Source organism: Methylobacterium isbiliense (genome assembly GCF_022179325.1).
Classification (GTDB): Bacteria; Pseudomonadota; Alphaproteobacteria; order Rhizobiales; family Beijerinckiaceae; genus Methylobacterium; species Methylobacterium isbiliense.
In genome coordinates this window covers 40,309-56,777 of sequence record NZ_BPQQ01000070.1, presented here as the reverse complement: position 1 = coordinate 56,777, position 16,469 = coordinate 40,309, and the positions used below count along the sequence as shown (strand labels likewise).

Below are 16,469 nucleotides of genomic sequence, written 5' to 3'. Positions count from 1 at the left end.
GTGACGCCCGAGGAGATCGCCGAGGCGGCGATCGGCGCCGCCGAGGCCGGCGCCGCCATCGTCCACCTGCACGCCCGCGACCCGAAGACCGGCAAGCCCGACCAGCGTCCCGAGGCCTTCCAGCCCTTCCTGTCGGTGATCAAGCAGCGGGCGAACTGCGTGGTGAACCTCACCACCGGCGGCGCCCCCACCATGGGCATCGACGAGCGCCTCGCGCCCGCCGCCCACTTCAAGCCGGAGGTCGCCTCCCTCAACATGGGCTCGATGAATTTCGGCCTCTACCCGATGCTGGACCGCTTCACGTCGTTCCGGCACGACTGGGAGGAGCCCTACCTCGCTGGCTCGCGCGACCGCATCTTCAAGAACACCTTCGCGGACATCGAGCACATCCTCACCACCTGCGCCGAGAACGGCACGCGCTTCGAGGTGGAGTGCTACGACATCGGCCACCTCTACACCCTGGCCCACTTCGCCGACCGCGGCGTGATCAAGCCGCCGTTCTTCGTCCAGAGCGTCTTCGGCATCCTCGGCGGCATCGGCCCGCATCCGGAGGACGTGGCCCACATGAAGCGCACCGCCGACCGGCTCTTCGGCCAGGATTACCGCTGGTCGGTGCTGGGCGCGGGCCGCAACCAGCTCCCGATCGCCGCCCAGGCCGCCGCGATGGGCGGCAACGTCCGCGTCGGCCTGGAGGATTCCCTCTGGATCGGCCCCGGCCAGCTCGCCCGCTCGAACGCCGAGCAGGTCACGCGGGTGCGCCAGATCATCGAGGGCCTGGGTCTGGAGATCGCCACCCCCGACGACGCGCGCGGCATCCTGGAGCTGAAGGGCGGGGACCGGGTCGGGTTCTGACCGCATCCGCCCACGCACGGAGCCTGCGCGAGGTGGCATCCGACCTATGTCGGATGCCATGAGACGACGATCTGGCCCACATCGCCGCGGATGCCATTCAGGTGCAGCGCATCGGGACGATGGCGTGAGGCGGGCTCACGGCCGCTGCGCGCCCTGTGCGTCCACGTAGAGCGCGTACACCGAGGTGCTCGCGGTCATGAACAGGCGGTTGCGCTTGAGGCCGCCGAAGCAGAGGTTGGCGCAGGTCTCCGGCAGGTGGATCTTGCCGATCAGGGAGCCGTCGGGCGCGTAGCAGCGCACCCCGTCCTCGGCCGGATCGGCCCAGCCCATGCTGCACCAGACGTTGCCGTCCTCGTCCGTCCGCAGGCCGTCGGTGATCCCGGGGGCGACGTCGTCGGCGAAGACCCGGCCGCCCGTGAGGCGCGAGCCCTCCACCGCGAAGGCCCGGATGTGGGCGCGGCGCCCGTCCCCGGCGGCGCTGTCGACCACGTAGAGACTGCGCTCGTCCGGCGAGAAGGCGAGGCCGTTCGGCCGCGCCATGTCCTCGACCATCACGGCCGCCCGGCCGGTGCCGGGATCGAGGCGGTAGACCCGGGTCGGCAGTTCCGCCGCCGCCTTGGTGCCCTCGTAGTGGCCGTCGATGCCGTAGCCCGGATCCGTGAACCAGATGCCGCCGTCGGAGGCCACCACCACGTCGTTCGGCGCGTTGAGCGGCTTGCCCTCGAACCGGTCGAGCAGGACAGTGATCCGCCCGTCGGGCTCCGTGCGCGTCACCCGCCGCGTGTCGTGCTCGCAGGTCACGAGCCGGCCCTCCCGGTCGCGGGTGTTGCCGTTGGCGTAGTGCGAGGGCGACCGGAACACGCTGACGTGGCCGTCCTCCTCCAGCCAGCGCAGCATCCGGTTGTTCGGGATGTCGCTCCACAGGAGGTAGCCGCCGTCCCGGAAATAGACCGGCCCTTCCGCCCAGCGGAATCCGGTGGCGATCCGCTCGATGCCCGCATTGCCGATCTTGGCCTTGAAGCGGGGGTCGAGCGCCTCGATGCGCGGGTCGGGGTAGCGGGTGCCCGGCAGGGGGCCGAGCGGCAGCCCGCCGCCGAGGGCCTCCGGGCCGCCGGCCGCGAACGCGCCGGCTCCCGTCAGTACGTCGCGTCGGTTCATCGCTTCGCTCCCCTTGCGTGACGAAGGGGAATCTAGGACGACGGGCCCGGACGTCCCGCGGCCCGGGACCGCGCCGGGGCGGGCGACGCGCGCGGCCCCGGCTTGGTCCAGGATGAAGTCCACCGTGCTGCGCTGCGTGGCCATCCGTCCCTCCTGCCGTGACGCCGATCCCTCACAGGAGCCCGAGCGCGACGAGTTCCCGCCGCATCGCCTCGGGCATCGCCGCGAGATCCGCACCCGTCTGGCGGCCGAGATCGCGCGGGGCGTCCGCCGCCGCGAGATAGCGCCAGCCCTGGAACGGGCGGCAGGGGCGCGGCTCGACCGGGATCACGCCGGGGTCGAGGACCAGCCGGCAGCGGCCGATCCCCTCCGGATCCGTGAAGGAGCGGATCGCCAGGATCGGCTGGCGGCAGGCCACCAGCCCCTTGATCACCCAGTAGAGCGAGCCCGTCCCGGCGATCTCGTCGGCGCGCTTGGGGACCATCCGGGTGGTGTGGACCTGCTCGAAGGCCGCGCCCTCCCGCTCGGCCGCCTCCCGGCGCGCGGCGATCCACGTCTCCAGGTCGCCGATGGACTCGCAGCCGACGCAGAGCTTCAGGAGATGGAGGGGCATGGCGCGCGGTCTCTGGGGCCGCCGCTCTGTCGCGCGATCGTGGCGCGCGCGAGGCGGAGGATCAGCTGAACCGGCTCATCCGCTCCTGCACGCTGAGCCCGTCGAGGTCGGAGAAGACGCTCCCGAGCGGGATCGTCTCGCCTTCCCAGGCCTCTCCCTCGCAGGCCTCTCCCTCGCAAGCCTCTCCCTCGCAAGCCTCGCCCTCCGGGGTCTCGTCCGCGGCCTCGGCGGCCGGCACGAAGGCGAGGTCGTCGACCGGCAGCACCGGCTCGACCAGCGCGAGCCGGGGCGGACGCGGCTCGGCCTCCGCCGCGCTCGTCGCGATCATCGCGTCGACGTCGCTCTGGGCGAGGTCGGGGGTTGGCAGCACCGGGCCGGGGGACGGCGCCGGCTCGGCGGCGTCCGCGCCCCAGATCTCGATCATCGCCGTCAGGCGCTGTTCGAGGTAGCGCAGCGTGTGGACGATGCGGCTCGTGCGCTGGGCCGTCAGGTCCTGGAACGAGCAGGCGGTGTAGATCTGGGTGGCGTTGTGGTCGAGCGTGTCGCAGACGCGCGGGTCGGCCCCGCCCTCGCGCAGGGTCCAGGCGACCTCCTGCACCTCTTCGGCCGCCTGCAGGATGTCCGAGGTGGCGCGCTCGGTGGTGCGCACGATGGCGTCGAGCGCCTCGGAGGCGGCCTCCAGCCGGCTCTGGTCCTGGTCCGGGGCCTGGATCGCCGCGATCTCGGACTTGGTGCGGCTGATCGCCCTGACCATCTCCACGAGATCGACCCGCATCCGGTCGATCTCCGGCACCGGGCGCTCGGCCGTGAGCGTGGTCTCCAGCTTGGCGATCGCCCCGAGCAGCCGCTCGGTGTCGTCGCCCCGCTGGCGCCGGGCGAACTCGGACAGGAACCAGCGGCCCCGCCCCGTCTCCAGCAGGGCGGTCTCGATCGCCTCGTACTCGTCGATGCCGGTCGGCGTGAGCGGATGGAACTCTGCCATGGTCGCACGGTCCCGGGCTTGCGGACGCAGAACACTGAGAACGGCTTGACAGACCGGCGTTAACGTCGGCTTACGCGCGGTCCGGTCGATTCGGCGCCAGGTCGACGCAGCCCTGCCGACCCAGCTCCGTCGACCCAGCCCCGCCAGCCCAGCCCCATGTCCCCACCCGCCGCCTCTCCGGCCCTTCGCCTCGGCCTGCTCTACGCGGTGATCTTCGCCGGCATCGGCATCGCCATGCCGTTCATGCCGCTCTGGCTCGCCAGCCTGTCGCTGGAGCCGGGGCTGATCGGCGCCCTGGTGGCGCTGCCGATCGCCGTGAGGATCCTCGCCACCGCCCCGCTCACCGGCCTGATCGACCGCGGCGTCGGCCCCCGCACGCTGCTCGTGGCGGGCAGCCTCGGGCTCGCCCTCACGTACGCCCTGATGCCGGCGGCGGCGAGCCTCGGCTGGCCGCTGCTCGCCCTCGTCATCGCGCTGAACGCGGTGGCGGGCGCGCCGCTCGTGCCGGCGGTGGACGTGCTGAGCCTCGCGGCGGTGCGGCGCGATCCCCGCCTCGCCTATGCGCGCATCCGGCTCGGCGGCTCGCTGGGCTTCCTGGCGGCGGCGCTGAGCGGCGGCTGGCTGCTCGGCCTCGTCGGCGAGCGGGCGGGCGCCACCGCCTTCCTGGCCGGGCTCGGCCTCGTCTCGGCGGCGGGCTGCGCCGTGCTGGCGGCCCGCGAGCCGCAGCGCGACGCCGCCCCCGTCCGCGCCTCCGCCCGCCTTCCCCTGCCGGCGGCCCTGTGGCTCGCCATGGCGGCGGCGGCCCTGGTGCAGGCGAGCCACGCGGCGGTCTACGCCTTCGGCAGCATCCACTGGGCCGCCCTCGGGCTCTCGCCCGGGGCGATCGGCCTCGCCTGGGCGGTGGGGGTGGTGGCGGAGATCGCCTTCTTCGCCCTGGTGCCGCGGCTGTCGTCCTGGCGCGACGCGCCCTTCCGCCTCCTGGCGCTCGGGGCCGGCGCCGCGCTCCTGCGCTGGGCCGGGCTCGTCGCCCTGGCGGACCTGCCGGCGGCGGTGCTGCCGCTGCAGGTGCTGCACGGGCTCACCTTCGGGGCGACGCAGCTCGGCGCGATGGCGGCCCTGTCGCGCCTCGCCCCCGAGGGCGCGCGCGGGCGGGCCCAGGGCACCTACGGGGCGGTCGCGGCGCTGGGCTCCGCGGTCGCGACGCTCGCCTGCGGCGCGGCGGTCCGGGCCGGCGGCCCGGTGCTCGCCTTCGCGCTGATGCTGCCGCTCGCCGGAATCGGCCTCGCCCTCGTCGTGGCGGCCGCCCGCCGCGCCCGGCCCCCCACGGTCGGCTCCCAATGACGTGGAGGGCCGCTAGGACCGCGGTGGGCCGCGGCGCGAGCAATCGTTCACGTGGGAGTCTGGCCCATGAACTGGCCTTGATAGACCTTGTCCGGCATTCCCAAGGTCTGCTCGAAGATAAGCTGGCAGATGGGCATCCCCGGGGTAAGTTTTATCGGCAGAGGGCCGTGATTGACGATCTCAAGCTGTATCGAAGGCGCCTTGAATCCGGCGTGAATCGTCGGAGCGGTGACATGGACGGCCAGTCCGATCCGAGCCAGGGAGCTTTTGCCCTCCACCCGAGCTGCCACACGCCCGCGATCGTGCAGGGCAACGGCCTCCCTCGTCCAGCCCAGGATGAGGGTCTTCCCGGGGAGGACGTATCCGCTTTGCGAGAGATCCAGGGCATCGGTCTCGCGCTCGATCAGCCTCACCACGCTGTATCCCGGAACCATCGGGTCGATGGCTGAAGTCACGCCACCGTCTGCGGCTTGAACACCCTGATGATCGGGGCCAAAGTCAAATCGACGGAGGTCGAGGAGTACGACTCGGGTGCCGGCGTCGGGCTGATGTCGATCAGCCCGCTTGCCAGAGAATTCTTTATCTCACGATCGGTGAGGATCACGCCACGGCTCTTGCATCTCCGCCGGACGAATTCACGTCGCCCTTGGGTACCCAGACACGCCAGAATCCCCTGAACGTCTCGTTGGGTAGCTCCACGAGATAGTGCGTCTCGTCTTGGCCCACGGGCCATCCTATCTCAAGGGAAGAGCCTTGCGAAGAGTCTTGCGAAGAATCTTGCAAGGAGCGTCCGTCGACGGACAGCTCTTCCCGTCCGGTTTTCGTCTCTACGGCAACGACGACCTCGCTCGGATGCAGGCCGCCTCCGACTCGCTCGACCTTCACGCGCATCATCGTCGTGTCTCCGCTCTTCCACGTCCGTTAGACGCCACCGCCGTATCGGGGTTCCAGCGGCAAACGCCCTACGGCAGAGCTTATCCCCTGCGGACGCCGCCCGGCAGGACCATGTATGATCCGGGGCCGTATCGGGAACAAGCGGCGGGCCGAGGGCTTGCGGTCCGCTTCGACGGCGTGCGCGACGCGAGAGGGACCGCGGGTTTGCCGCCGGCCCGGCTCCGGCGCTATAAGCGCGCGTCAAGGGACGCTTCGCGAAGGATGGAGGGCCGGCCCGTGTCGACCGAGTCCGGCGTGCGGCTCGTGCCCGAGGATGCCTTGCCCGCAGGCGCCCTGCCCGAGAGCACCCTGCCCGAGAGCGCCTCCGCCACCCTGGTGCGCTTCCGCGACGGCGTGCAGGCGCGCCTGTCGGGGCGCTGGGTCGCCGCACACGCCCCCGCCGTCGAGGCGGCGGCCGGGCAGATCGCGGGCGCGGCGCGCGAGGGCGGGCGGGTGCAGATCGATCTGTCGGGCCTCGCCCGCCTCGACACGCTCGGGGCCTGGGTCCTGGAGCGCACGCGGGCCGAGATCGAGGCCGCGGGCCGGGCCGTGGACTACGCGGGCGCGCTCCCGGAGCACCGCATCCTGCTGCGCGAGGTCGCCTACCGGGAGACCGCTCCGGCGGGCGCGCGCCGCCGCGCCGGCCCCCTGGACGCCGTCGCGGCCCTCGGCGCGGGCGTGCGCCGGCTCGGGCGCGAGGTCGTGGCCTGGGTCGGCTTCCTCGGCGAGACCGTCGCCGCCTGCCTGCGGGTGCTGGCGCGCCCGCGCTCCTTCCGGGGCGCGGCCCTGGTCAACCAGATGGAGCAGATCGCCTTCCGGGGCGCGCCGATCATCATGCTGATCGCCTTCCTGGTCGGCTGCATCGTGACGCAGCAGGGCATCATCCAGCTGCAGCGCTTCGGGGCGCAGTCCTACGTCGTCAACATGATCGGCATCCTGACCCTGCGGGAACTCGGGGTGCTGCTCACCGCCATCATGGTGGCGGGCCGCTCGGGCTCGGCCTTCACGGCCGAGATCGGCTCGATGCGCATGCGCGAGGAGGTGGACGCGCTGCGCGTCATGGGCCTCGACCCGATCGAGATCCTGATCGTGCCGCGCATCCTCGCCCTGATGCTGGCGCTGCCGCTCCTCGCCTTCCTGGCCGACCTCGCGGCGCTGGCGGGCGGGGCGCTCACCTCCCTCCTCTACGGGGGCATGTCGATCGACGCCTTCCTGTCGCGGCTGCAGACCGCGGTCTCCTACCGCCACGCCGCCATCGGCCTCATCAAGGCCCCGTTCATGGCCCTGATCATCGGCGTCATCGCGACGAGCGAGGGCTTCGCCGTGGAGGGCTCGGCGGAATCGCTCGGCCGCCACGTCACCGCCTCAGTCGTCAAGTCAATCTTCATGGTCATCGTGCTGGATGGCGTCTTCGCCATCTTCTTCGCAGCCATCGACCTGTAGAGACGGCTTCCCGTGCCAGGCCAGAACCAGGGTCAGACGTCCGAGCGACGCGACGCGATCATCCGCGTGCGCGACCTCGTGGTCGGCTTCGGCGACCGCACGGTCCTCAAGGGGCTGAACCTCGACATCCGGCGCGGCGAGATCCTGGGCTTCGTCGGCCCCTCGGGCCAGGGCAAGTCGGTGCTCACCCGCACGCTGCTCGGCCTCGTGCCCAAGCGCGCCGGCAGCATCGAGGTCTTCGGCGAGGACGTCGATGCCCTCACCCCGGCCCGCCGCCGGGTGATCGAGCGGCGCTGGGGCGTGCTGTTCCAGCAGGGCGCGCTCTTCTCCGCGCTGACCGTCAAGCAGAACATCCAGGTGCCGATGCGCGAGCACCTGAACCTGTCCGAGCGGCTGCTCGACGAGTTCGCCCGGCTCAAGATCGAACTCGTCTGCCTGAAACCCGACGCCGCCGACAAGCTCCCCTCGGAACTCTCCGGCGGCATGATCAAGCGCGCGGCGCTGGCCCGGGCGCTGGCCCTCGACCCGGAGGTGCTCTTCCTCGACGAGCCGACCTCGGGCCTCGACCCGATCGGCGCGGGCGAGTTCGACGAACTCGTCGCCACGCTCCAGCGCACGCTGGGGCTCACCGTGTTCATGGTCACGCACGACCTCGACAGCCTCTACACCGCCTGCGACCGCATCGCGGCGCTCGGCGACGGCCAGATCATCGCGCACGGCCCGATCGAGGAGATGCTCGCCTCCGACCATCCCTGGCTGCGCTCCTACTTCCACGGCAAGCGCGCCCGGGCGATCGTCCCCGGCGAGGCACGGGCGGCCGCCCGATGATGTGCGCCGCCGCACCCTCCGCGCGCAGCGTGGCCGTTAAGCAGGGCCCCTGGGTCCGGGCCGCGCAGCCCCGTCCCGATGCCGGCGCCGCATCGGTCCCTTCGCCGGATGGCCGGACGTCCCGCCGCGGGTCGCCCCTGCGGCGCGCGACGACCCGCCGTCCCCCCGCCAGAGGAGCCGGTTGAGAGGCATGGAAACCCGCGCCAACAACGTGCTGATCGGGGCCTTCACGCTCGCGGTGATCGCGGCCGGCTTCCTGTTCGCCTACTGGATGCGCGGCAGCGTCTCCAACGAGGGCCGGCTGCCCCTGCGCATCGTGTTCTCGGGCGGCGTCGGCGGCCTCGCCAAGGGCTCGCTGGTGACCTTCAACGGCATCCGGGTCGGCGAGGCGGTGGACGTGCAGCTCCTGCCGCAGGACCCGCGCCGGGTGATGGCGGTGGTCGAGGTCGAGCGCACCACGCCTCTGCGCGCCGACACCCGGGCGCGCCTCGACATGACCATGCTCACCGGCGTCGCCTCGATCGCGCTCGTCGGCGGCAGCGCCGACGCGCCGGCCCTCAAGGCCCCGGAGGGGGACCGGATGGCGACGATCTTCGCCGATTCCTCCGACATCCAGGACCTGATGCAGAGCGCGCGCATGATCGCGCAGCGCGCCGACGACATGCTGCAGCGCCTCGACCGCGTGGTGGCCGGCAACGAGGGGGCGATCAACCGGACGCTCGCCAACGTCGAGCGCTTCTCCAAGACCCTCGGCGACAGCGCGCCGGCCCTCGACGCCCTGGTCAAGGCCGTGGACGGGCGCAAGCTCGGCAGCCTGATCGACAATGCCGACCGCTTCTCCGCCGCGCTCGCCTCCGCCTCCCCCGACATCGAGGCGGGCCTGCGCGACGCGCGGGCGCTCGCCGCCAAGCTCAACGCCTCCGCCGACCGCATCGACGCGGTGCTCAAGGGCGCCGAAGGCTTCCTCGGCTCCGCCTCGGGCGAGGAGGGCAGGAGCACCTTCGGGGAGATCCGCGAGGCGGCGGTGTCGATCCGCGAGGCCGGCCGCGCCTTCCGGACGATGTCGGAGAACCTCGACAAGCGCACCGCCAGCATCACCACCCAGTTCGGCCGCCTCTCGGGTGCCGGCCGGCGCGAGGTGCAGACCCTCTCGACGGAAGGCCAGCGCACCCTCAACAGCCTCAACAGCGCCGCCCGGACCCTGGAGCGCGACCCCTCGCAGGTGATCTTCGGCGGCAAGCCGACGTTGCCCGAATACAACGGGCGCTAGCTTTGTTGCGCCGCAACCCCAGACGGTGTGCGCTGCCGGGCGCCGGGCGGGCCGCCCGGAGGATGTCCCGTCAAGCTTCGGGGCCTATGTGTTGGCTCATCTCCCGGCTCGTGCCCGGGTCTCGCGCCTCCCGCTCCGCATCCCGCATGCCGACCCGTCCCCGCCTCCTCGCCGGCATCCCGCTCCTCGCCCTCGCCCTCGGGGCCTGCGGCGGCGCGGTGCCGACGACCTTCGATCTCACCGCCCTGCCGGGCGCGGCGCGCAGCGGCCCGGCGCGCCGCGCGCTGGTGGTCGCCGAGCCGGTCGGGCTGCAGCCCTTCGAGGCCGACCGCATCATCGTGCGCGAGCCCGGGGGCTCCCTGTCGTTCCTGGGCGGCGGCCAATGGGCCGACCGCCTGCCGCGCCTGATCCAGGCCCGCCTGCTTCAGAGCCTGGAGAATACCGGGCGCCTGCGCTCGGTGAGCCGCCCCGGCGACAAGGTCGCGGCCGACACGCTGCTCGTGACCGAGATCCGCGCCTTCGACATCGCGGCGGGCTCGCGCGAGGCGGTGGTGGACATCTCGGCCAAGCTCGTCGCCGACGCCACCGGCACGGTGGTGGCCGCCCGGGTGTTCCAGGCCCGCGTGCCGGTGGCCGAGGTCAATGCCGGGAGCGCCGCCAACGGGCTCGACCGGGCCCTGTCGGCGGTGCTCGCCGACATCGTGCGCTGGGTCGGCGCGGCGGCGTGACGGGCGGAGCGCCCTACTCCATCACCGCCGCCTTCATGATCACCACCATCGTGGCCCGCCCCGGCGCGGTGCCGGTGCAGCGCACGGTGTGGGGCCGGTCGCAGCGGTAGCGCAGGGTCTCGCCCGCCCTGGCGCGCTGGATCTCCCCGGCCACGTCGACCTCGAACTCGCCCTCCAGCACCGACAGGCACTCGACCGAGCCGCGCTGGTGGGCATCCGAATCGAGTTCGCCGCCCGGCTCGGCCGACAGGTCGTACCATTGCAGCCACTCGACGGTCTTGATCCAGCCGATGATCGCAAGCCGCATGCGGCCGTCGTCGGAGACCAGGATCGGCGTGTCGGCCCGGGACGACTTCTCGATGAACGGTTCCTCGTCGCCCGTTGCCAGCACCCGCTCGATCGAGACGTCGAGGGCCTGGCTCAGGCGCCAGATCGTGGCCAGCGTCGGGTTGGTCTCGTTGCGCTCGATCTGGCTGATGATCGACTTCGCCACCCCGGACTGCTCGGCCAGCTCCGAGAGCGACAGGTTGTAGGCCTTGCGCAGCCGCTGGATGGTCTTGCCGAGCTGCCCCGACAGCACCTGCGCGCCGGTCATCATGTCCTTGGCCCGCTCACGCCCCCGCTCGACACCCATCGCCCGCCCGCGCACTGTTTCGGATGAAGCCACGTCGTTCCGCATTCCGAACGACCGTACGCTCCATCAAACGCAATCGGCCCGGGCTGGCAAGCGGAAAGGCCGCCGCGGCGGCGGTTTCGTCGTCGGGGCGCGGCGGGTCGGCGATCGGCCGCGACGCCGAGCGCACGCCCGATATCTGCCGGGCGGCCTGCGAACCATCGGGCGAACGGGCTGCGTCCGCGCGCATCGGAGGCCGCGATGATCTCCGTGCGGTAGCGCCGCGCCCTCACCACACCGCGTGGAAATGGTGCACCGGCCCGTGTCCGTGCCCGATCGTCAGCCGCTCGGACGCGGCGAGCGCCGCCGCGAGGTAGTGTTTCGCGGCGCGGGCCGCCTCCTCCAGGGGCATCCCGCGGGCGAGGCCGGCGGCGAGGGCCGAGGACAGGGTGCAGCCGGTGCCGTGGGTGTTGCGGGTGGCGAGGCGCGGCCCGGGCAGGCGCAGCACCGCCTCGCCCGGGCCGACGAGCAGGTCGACGCTCTCGGGGCCGCCGGCATGCCCGCCCTTCATCAGCACGGCCCCCGGCCCGAGCGCGAGGAGGCGGCGCCCCTGCGCCAGCATCGCGGCCTCGTCGCGGGCCTCCGGCTCGCCGAGCAGCACCGCGGCCTCCGGCAGGTTCGGGGTGAGGACGCCGGCACGCGGCAGCAGGCGCTCGCGCAGGGCCGCCACCGCCGCGTCGGCGAGCAGCCGGTCGCCGCTCGTCGCCACCATCACCGGATCGAGCACCAGCGGCAGGCCCGGGGCGTGGGCGGCGAGCCCCTCCGCCACCGCCGCGATGGTGGCGGCGCGCGACAGCATCCCGACCTTCACGGCGCGCACCGCGAGGTCGGTGAAGACGCTGGCGATCTGCTGCGCCACGAAGTCCGGCGGCACGTCGTGCACGCCCTGGACGCCGCGCGTGTTCTGGGCGGTGAGCGCCGTGACCACGCTCGCCCCGTAGACGCCGAGCGCCGAGAAGGTCTTGAGGTCGGCCTGGATGCCGGCGCCGCCGCCCGAATCCGACCCCGCGATCGTGACGGCGATCGGGGTCACGCCGCCCCCCGGGCGGCCAGCGCCGCATCCACCACCCCGCGCAGGTCGCGCGCCCGCGCCTCCACCGCGTCGGGCGCCCCGAACAGGGCCGAGATCAGCGCGACGCCGTCCGCCCCAGCCCCGATCGCCGCCGCTGCGTTGCTGCGGTCGATCCCGGCGATCGCCCCGAGCGGCAGGCCGGCCCCGCGGGCGAGCCGCCCCCGGAAGACGATGCGGGCGAGCCCGTCGAGGCCCACCGGCGGGTCCGGGTTGTCCTTGCTCGTGGTGGCGAACACGCCGCCGATGCAGGCGTAGTCCACCGGCAGCCGGTAGAGCTCGTCGGCCTGCGCGCCGGTCTTGAGGGTGAGGCCGATGATCGCCGTCGGGCCGAGGATCCGGCGCGCATCGGCCGGGTGCAGGTCCTCCTGGCCGAGATGCACGCCCTCCACGCCGGCCGCCAGCGCGAGGTCCGCCCGGTCGTTGACGAGGAGCGGCACCCCGGTGCCGCGGAGCGCCGCATGGATCGCCCGCAGCCGCGCCACGCTCGCGCGGGCGTTGGCGATGCTCTTCTCGCGGTATTGCAGCAGGGTGCAGCCGCCGGCGGCCGCCTCGCGCGCCATCCGGGCGAGGCGATCGGGGTCGGGGCCGCTGAAGCCGATGTCGAGGATGCCGTAGAGCCGCAGGTCGACCGGCACGGTCGCGCAGGTGTCCACGGGCATGCGGGGTCTCCGGGCCGGACCGTCCGGCGCCCCCGAGTAAGCGCGCCCGCGCGCGGGCGTCAACAGGGGCACCGACAGGCAGGAGGCGCCGCCTCCCGCCCCGGAAGGGCCTGCGTTGAAGGGCCTTCGGGATCCCTGGGGCTCAGCCCGCCCGCGCGCCGCCGGCCGCCGCCTCCCGGGCGCGCTCCAGCACGAGGCGGCGCTCGCGCCAGACCGTGAACACGCCCGCCGCCGCCACGATCACGCCCCCGAGCGCCACCGCGGCCTGCGGCAGCTGCCCGAACACGAACCAGCCGATCAGCAGCGACCACAGCATCGTGGTGTACTCGAAGGGCGCGACCAGCGAGGCGTCGCCGTAGCGGTAGCTCTCGGTGAGCAGGATCTGGCCGATGCCGCCGAGGATGCCGACGAGGACGAACAGGCCGAATTCGGGCAGCGTCGGCATCCGCCAGCCCAGCACCAGGGTGGACAGGCCGAGCAGCGCCGTGAACAGGAAGAAGTAGAGCACGATCGCGCCGGTGCGCTCCGTCTGGGTCAGCCGCCGCACCTGAATGGTCGCCGCCGCCGTGCAGACCGCCGCCAGGCACGCGAACAGCACGCCGACCGAGCCCGAGGCCCCGCCCGATCCGAGATCGAGATGGGGCGCCAGCATGATCAGCACGCCGACGAAGCCCACCACCACGGCGGCCCAGCGGTAGCCCTGCACCCGCTCGCGCAGCACCAGGGCGGCCAGCACCACCACGAGGAGCGGCGAGGCGTAGCCGATCGCCACCGCGTCCGAGAGCGGCAGGAAGGACAGGCCGGCGAAGCCCGCGAACATGCCGGCCGCCCCGATGATGCTGCGCAGCACGTGCCCGCGCAGGTTGCGCGTGCGCACCGCCGCCGCCACCCCGCCCTGCCAGCCGAGCCAGAGGAGCAGCGGCAGGATCGCGAAGGCCGAGCGGAAGAAGACGATCTCGCCGGTGGGGAAGCGGTCCGCGAGGCTCTTCACCCCCGCCGACATCAGCGTGAAGGTCAGCGCCGACAGGACCTTGAGCCCGATGCCGAGATACGGCCGGCCCGCCGAGGCCGCGCACGCTCCCTCCCGGGGAGCGGGCCGCTGGGTGAGAACGCCGGGGGCTGGCATGATCTGCGCCGGATGACTGGGAGGACACGGCCCGGACGGGTCGCCGGAGAGGCACCAAGCACGCCCGCCACGGCCGAGCCAGCGGCCCCGGCGAGATGCTGCCCTGCAGCATCCGCATGCTCCGATTAACCGCCCCCTAACGACCGGCTGCCGATCCGGCCGGCGTCATCAAAGTGATACGCGAATGAGGTTTGGCTGGCGGGCGACGACGCCAAGGAGATGCCCGTGGCCGACGACGCCGACGCGCTTCGCGTGCGCACGCTCTTCCTGTCCGACATCCATCTCGGCACGAAGGGCTGCCAGGCCGAGCTGCTGCTCGACTTCCTGCGCGAGGTCGATGCCGACGAGATCTACCTCGTCGGCGACATCGTCGACGGCTGGAAGCTGCGCTCGGGCTGGTACTGGCCGCAGGCCCACAACGACGTGGTGCAGAAGCTGCTGCGCAAGGTCCGCAAGGGCTCGCGCCTCATCTACGTGCCGGGCAACCACGACGAGTTCCTGCGCGACTTCCTCGACATGCATTTCGGCGGCATCGAGGTGCAGGACCAAGTGCTGCACGAGGCCGCGGACGGGAGGCGCTACCTCGTCATCCACGGCGACCAGTTCGACCTCGTGATGCGGCACGCCAAGTGGCTGGCCTTCCTGGGCGACGGCGCCTACGAGGCGGCCCTGTTCGTGAACACCCATCTCAACCGGGTGCGCCGCCGGCTCGGCCTGACCTACTGGTCGCTCTCCGCCTGGGCCAAGCTCCGGGTCAAGAACGCCGTCAACTTCATCAGCCGCTTCGAGGAACTGCTCGCCGCCGAGGCCCGGCGGCTCGGGGCCGACGGGGTGATCTGCGGCCACATCCACCACGCGGCGAGCCGCGACATCGACGGACTGCACTACCTCAACACGGGCGACTGGGTGGAATCCTGCACCGCCATCGTCGAGCATTACGACGGGCGCATGGAGGTGATCCGCTTCACCGATCGGGCCGCCGCGGCGCCGCCCGTGCCGGCCGGAGCGCCCGAGCCGGCCGGGGCACGCGGCGCCCCCCCGGTGCTCGGCGCCCCCGCGGGCCGGCGGGCCGTGGCGTGAGGCTCCTCGTCGCCACCGACGCGTGGCACCCACAGGTGAACGGGGTGGTGCGCTCCCTGGAGCACATGGCGGAGGCGGGCCCGCACCTCGGCTGCACCCCGACGCTGCTCACCCCGCGCGCCTTCCGCTCGGTGCCGCTGCCCTTCTACCCCGAGATCCGGCTCTCGCTGGTGACCGCCCGGGGTGTGGCGGCGCGTTGGCCGGACCTCGCGCCCACCCATGTGCACATCGCCACCGAGGGACCGATCGGGCTCGCCACCCGCCGGGTCTGCCTCGCCCGCGGGCAGCCCTTCACCACGAGCTACCACACCCGCTTCCCCGAATACCTCGCCGCCCGGGCGCCGGTGCCGCCCGCATGGTCCTACGCCTGGCTGCGCCGCTTCCACGGAGCGGCGAGCGGCACGATGGTGAGCACGCCCTCCCTGGAGCGGGAACTCGCCGGCCGGGGCTTCTCGAACCTGATGCGCTGGACGCGCGGCGTCGACACCGAGCTGTTCCGGCCCCGCGACGAGCCGGTGGCGGCGCTCGCCGGCCTGCCCCGCCCGCTGTTCCTGTTCGTCGGGCGGCTGGCGGTGGAGAAGAACGTCGCGGCCTTCCTCAGCCTCGACCTGCCGGGCACCAAGGTGGTGGTCGGCGACGGTCCCGACCGGGCGCGGCTCGAAGCCCTCGCGCCGGCCGCGCGCTTCCTCGGCACCCGCACGGGCGAGGATCTGGCACGGATCTACGCGGCCTGCGACGCCTTCGTGTTCCCGAGCCTCACCGACACCTTCGGCATCGTGCTCCTCGAAGCCCTCGCCTGCGGCCTGCCGGTGGCGGCCTACCCGGTCACCGGTCCCCTCGACGTGGTGGGGGGCACCGGCGCGGGCGTGCTCGACGCCGACCTGCGCGCCGCGGCCCTCGCCAGCCTCGCGATCCCGCGCGAGGCGTGCCGGCAGGAGGCCCTGCGCTACACCTGGGCGGAGAGCGCCCGGCAGTTCTACGCCAACATCGAGACCGCCCACGCGCAGGCCGGCGTGCCGCGCCCGGTGCGTCGGTTCGGCCGCGCCCCCCTCGGCGTCGGCGCAGAGCCCCTCACGCGAACAGATCCACGATCCTGAACCCCCGCGCCGCCATCCGCTCGGCCAGCACCCGCCGGTGGCAGCGCTCCGGATCGCGCTCGAAGCACAGCAGGCAGGTCGGTGCGCGCGCGGCGAGCGCCGCGAGGCCGTCGAGGGCCTGCGCGCCCGTGCCCGTCTCCAGCACCTCCTCGCAGTAGATCCGGCGCATCAGCGCCGCATCGTCGGCCCGGGCCGCCTCGCGCCCGGCCTTCGGGGTGCCGAGCGCCCGCAGGTGCTCGTAGCAGATCCCCGCCTCCGCCAGCCGGTCGCGCAGGGCGCTCTTCGAGAAGCCGCGCTTGCGCGACAGCGCCACCGCCCGCACGTCCGCCAGCGTGGCCACGCCCGCACCCGCGAGCGCCGCCGCGAACCGCTCCGAATCCGCGCCTTCGTACCCGATGGTGAACAGAACCTTCTCCACATCGCCTCCCGGCCAAAGCCAAGCTGGTGCCGCCGCTTAGGCCTGACGGCCGAGGCCTTGCGCGCGGCCGCGGCCGCGCTCATGTGTCCCTGCCGCAACGCCTTCCGGAATTCGGCGCCGTTACCGTCAAGCCTTCATTAACCGGCCCCGCCGCATCGCTTAGCCATAGTGTTCTGCGTCTATTCAGGTCGCGCGT

At 73.0% G+C, this 16,469-nt stretch carries 18 protein-coding genes; 8 read left to right on the top strand and 10 right to left on the bottom strand.

Translation table 11 applies throughout. The features are described 5' to 3' along the window. Positions 1-852 (top strand): 3,5-dioxohexanoate:acetyl-CoA acetone transferase (gene kce, locus MFF61_RS26165; RefSeq protein ID WP_238240627.1); only part of this gene is annotated, 852 nt, incomplete at its 5' end. Positions 853-987: 135 nt separating this feature from the next. On the opposite strand, the gene MFF61_RS26160 is transcribed toward kce, so the two are convergent. From MFF61_RS26160 to MFF61_RS26150, 3 genes are all read right to left on the bottom strand, one after another. Beyond that, a complete protein-coding gene (locus MFF61_RS26160; protein WP_238240626.1) occupies positions 988-2,010 on the bottom strand; it encodes an SMP-30/gluconolactonase/LRE family protein in 1,023 nt (340 codons plus the stop codon). 172 nt (positions 2,011-2,182) lie between these two features. Then, the gene (locus tag MFF61_RS26155) at positions 2,183-2,623 is read right to left on the bottom strand and encodes a DUF1489 family protein (RefSeq protein WP_238240625.1); all 441 of its coding nucleotides are present in this window, start codon (positions 2,621-2,623) and stop codon (positions 2,183-2,185) included. 61 nt (positions 2,624-2,684) lie between these two features. Continuing rightward, positions 2,685-3,605, bottom strand: coding sequence for a hypothetical protein (locus MFF61_RS26150; RefSeq protein ID WP_238240624.1), 921 nt, complete (start codon positions 3,603-3,605; stop codon positions 2,685-2,687). Positions 3,606-3,761: 156 nt separating this feature from the next. On the opposite strand from MFF61_RS26150, the gene MFF61_RS26145 reads away from it, so the two are divergent. Then, the gene (locus MFF61_RS26145) at positions 3,762-4,946 is read left to right on the top strand and encodes an MFS transporter (protein ID WP_238240623.1); all 1,185 of its coding nucleotides are present in this window, start codon (positions 3,762-3,764) and stop codon (positions 4,944-4,946) included. A gap of 47 nt (positions 4,947-4,993) precedes the next feature. Here the strand turns inward: MFF61_RS26145 and MFF61_RS26140 are convergent, their stop codons facing one another. Beyond that, entirely contained in the window at positions 4,994-5,359 is a 366-nt protein-coding gene (locus MFF61_RS26140; RefSeq protein ID WP_238240622.1) for a dCTP deaminase, read from the bottom strand. A gap of 38 nt (positions 5,360-5,397) precedes the next feature. Continuing rightward, positions 5,398-5,550, bottom strand: coding sequence for a hypothetical protein (locus MFF61_RS26135; RefSeq protein ID WP_238240621.1), 153 nt, complete (start codon positions 5,548-5,550; stop codon positions 5,398-5,400). A 638-nt stretch (positions 5,551-6,188) separates the two neighbouring features. On the opposite strand from MFF61_RS26135, the gene MFF61_RS26130 reads away from it, so the two are divergent. The 4 genes from MFF61_RS26130 (at position 6,189) to MFF61_RS26115 (ending at position 10,148) form a co-directional block, all read left to right on the top strand. Beyond that, positions 6,189-7,322, top strand: coding sequence for an ABC transporter permease (locus MFF61_RS26130; protein WP_238240631.1), 1,134 nt, complete (start codon positions 6,189-6,191; stop codon positions 7,320-7,322). Positions 7,323-7,334: 12 nt separating this feature from the next. Further along, positions 7,335-8,150 (top strand): ABC transporter ATP-binding protein, encoded by an 816-nt coding sequence (locus MFF61_RS26125; RefSeq protein WP_238240620.1) that lies wholly within the window; start codon positions 7,335-7,337, stop codon positions 8,148-8,150. 190 nt (positions 8,151-8,340) lie between these two features. Further along, positions 8,341-9,420 (top strand): MlaD family protein, encoded by a 1,080-nt coding sequence (locus MFF61_RS26120; RefSeq protein ID WP_238240619.1) that lies wholly within the window; start codon positions 8,341-8,343, stop codon positions 9,418-9,420. A gap of 146 nt (positions 9,421-9,566) precedes the next feature. Next, positions 9,567-10,148, top strand: a complete 582-nt coding sequence (locus MFF61_RS26115; RefSeq protein ID WP_238240618.1) for an ABC-type transport auxiliary lipoprotein family protein — start codon at positions 9,567-9,569, stop codon at positions 10,146-10,148. Between the two features lie 13 nt (positions 10,149-10,161). On the opposite strand, the gene MFF61_RS26110 is transcribed toward MFF61_RS26115, so the two are convergent. The 4 genes from MFF61_RS26110 to MFF61_RS26095 all read right to left on the bottom strand — a co-directional run bounded on the left by MFF61_RS26110 (position 10,162) and on the right by MFF61_RS26095 (position 13,678). Next, entirely contained in the window at positions 10,162-10,782 is a 621-nt protein-coding gene (locus MFF61_RS26110) for a helix-turn-helix domain-containing protein (protein ID WP_238240630.1), read from the bottom strand. Positions 10,783-11,050: 268 nt separating this feature from the next. Continuing rightward, positions 11,051-11,854: a bifunctional hydroxymethylpyrimidine kinase/phosphomethylpyrimidine kinase gene (thiD, locus tag MFF61_RS26105; RefSeq protein ID WP_238240617.1), complete on the bottom strand. Its 804-nt coding sequence runs from the start codon at positions 11,852-11,854 to the stop codon at positions 11,051-11,053. Further along, positions 11,851-12,552 carry a thiamine phosphate synthase gene (gene thiE / locus MFF61_RS26100; RefSeq protein ID WP_238240616.1) on the bottom strand — a complete coding sequence of 234 codons (702 nt, stop codon included), beginning with the start codon at positions 12,550-12,552 and terminating at the stop codon, positions 11,851-11,853. The genes thiD and thiE overlap by 4 nt, the downstream gene beginning before the upstream one ends. A gap of 142 nt (positions 12,553-12,694) precedes the next feature. Then, positions 12,695-13,678 (bottom strand): DMT family transporter, encoded by a 984-nt coding sequence (locus MFF61_RS26095; RefSeq protein WP_238240615.1) that lies wholly within the window; start codon positions 13,676-13,678, stop codon positions 12,695-12,697. Positions 13,679-13,897: 219 nt separating this feature from the next. Between MFF61_RS26095 and MFF61_RS26090 the strand changes: the two genes are divergently transcribed. Further along, positions 13,898-14,758 (top strand): UDP-2,3-diacylglucosamine diphosphatase, encoded by an 861-nt coding sequence (locus tag MFF61_RS26090; RefSeq protein WP_238240614.1) that lies wholly within the window; start codon positions 13,898-13,900, stop codon positions 14,756-14,758. After that, entirely contained in the window at positions 14,755-15,855 is a 1,101-nt protein-coding gene (locus MFF61_RS26085; protein ID WP_238240613.1) for a glycosyltransferase family 4 protein, read from the top strand. The genes MFF61_RS26090 and MFF61_RS26085 overlap by 4 nt, the downstream gene beginning before the upstream one ends. Here MFF61_RS26085 and MFF61_RS26080 read toward each other — a convergent pair. Beyond that, positions 15,830-16,273 carry a DUF488 domain-containing protein gene (locus MFF61_RS26080; protein WP_238240612.1) on the bottom strand — a complete coding sequence of 148 codons (444 nt, stop codon included), beginning with the start codon at positions 16,271-16,273 and terminating at the stop codon, positions 15,830-15,832. The genes MFF61_RS26085 and MFF61_RS26080 overlap by 26 nt on opposite strands. Between the last annotated feature and the right edge of the window lie 196 nt (positions 16,274-16,469).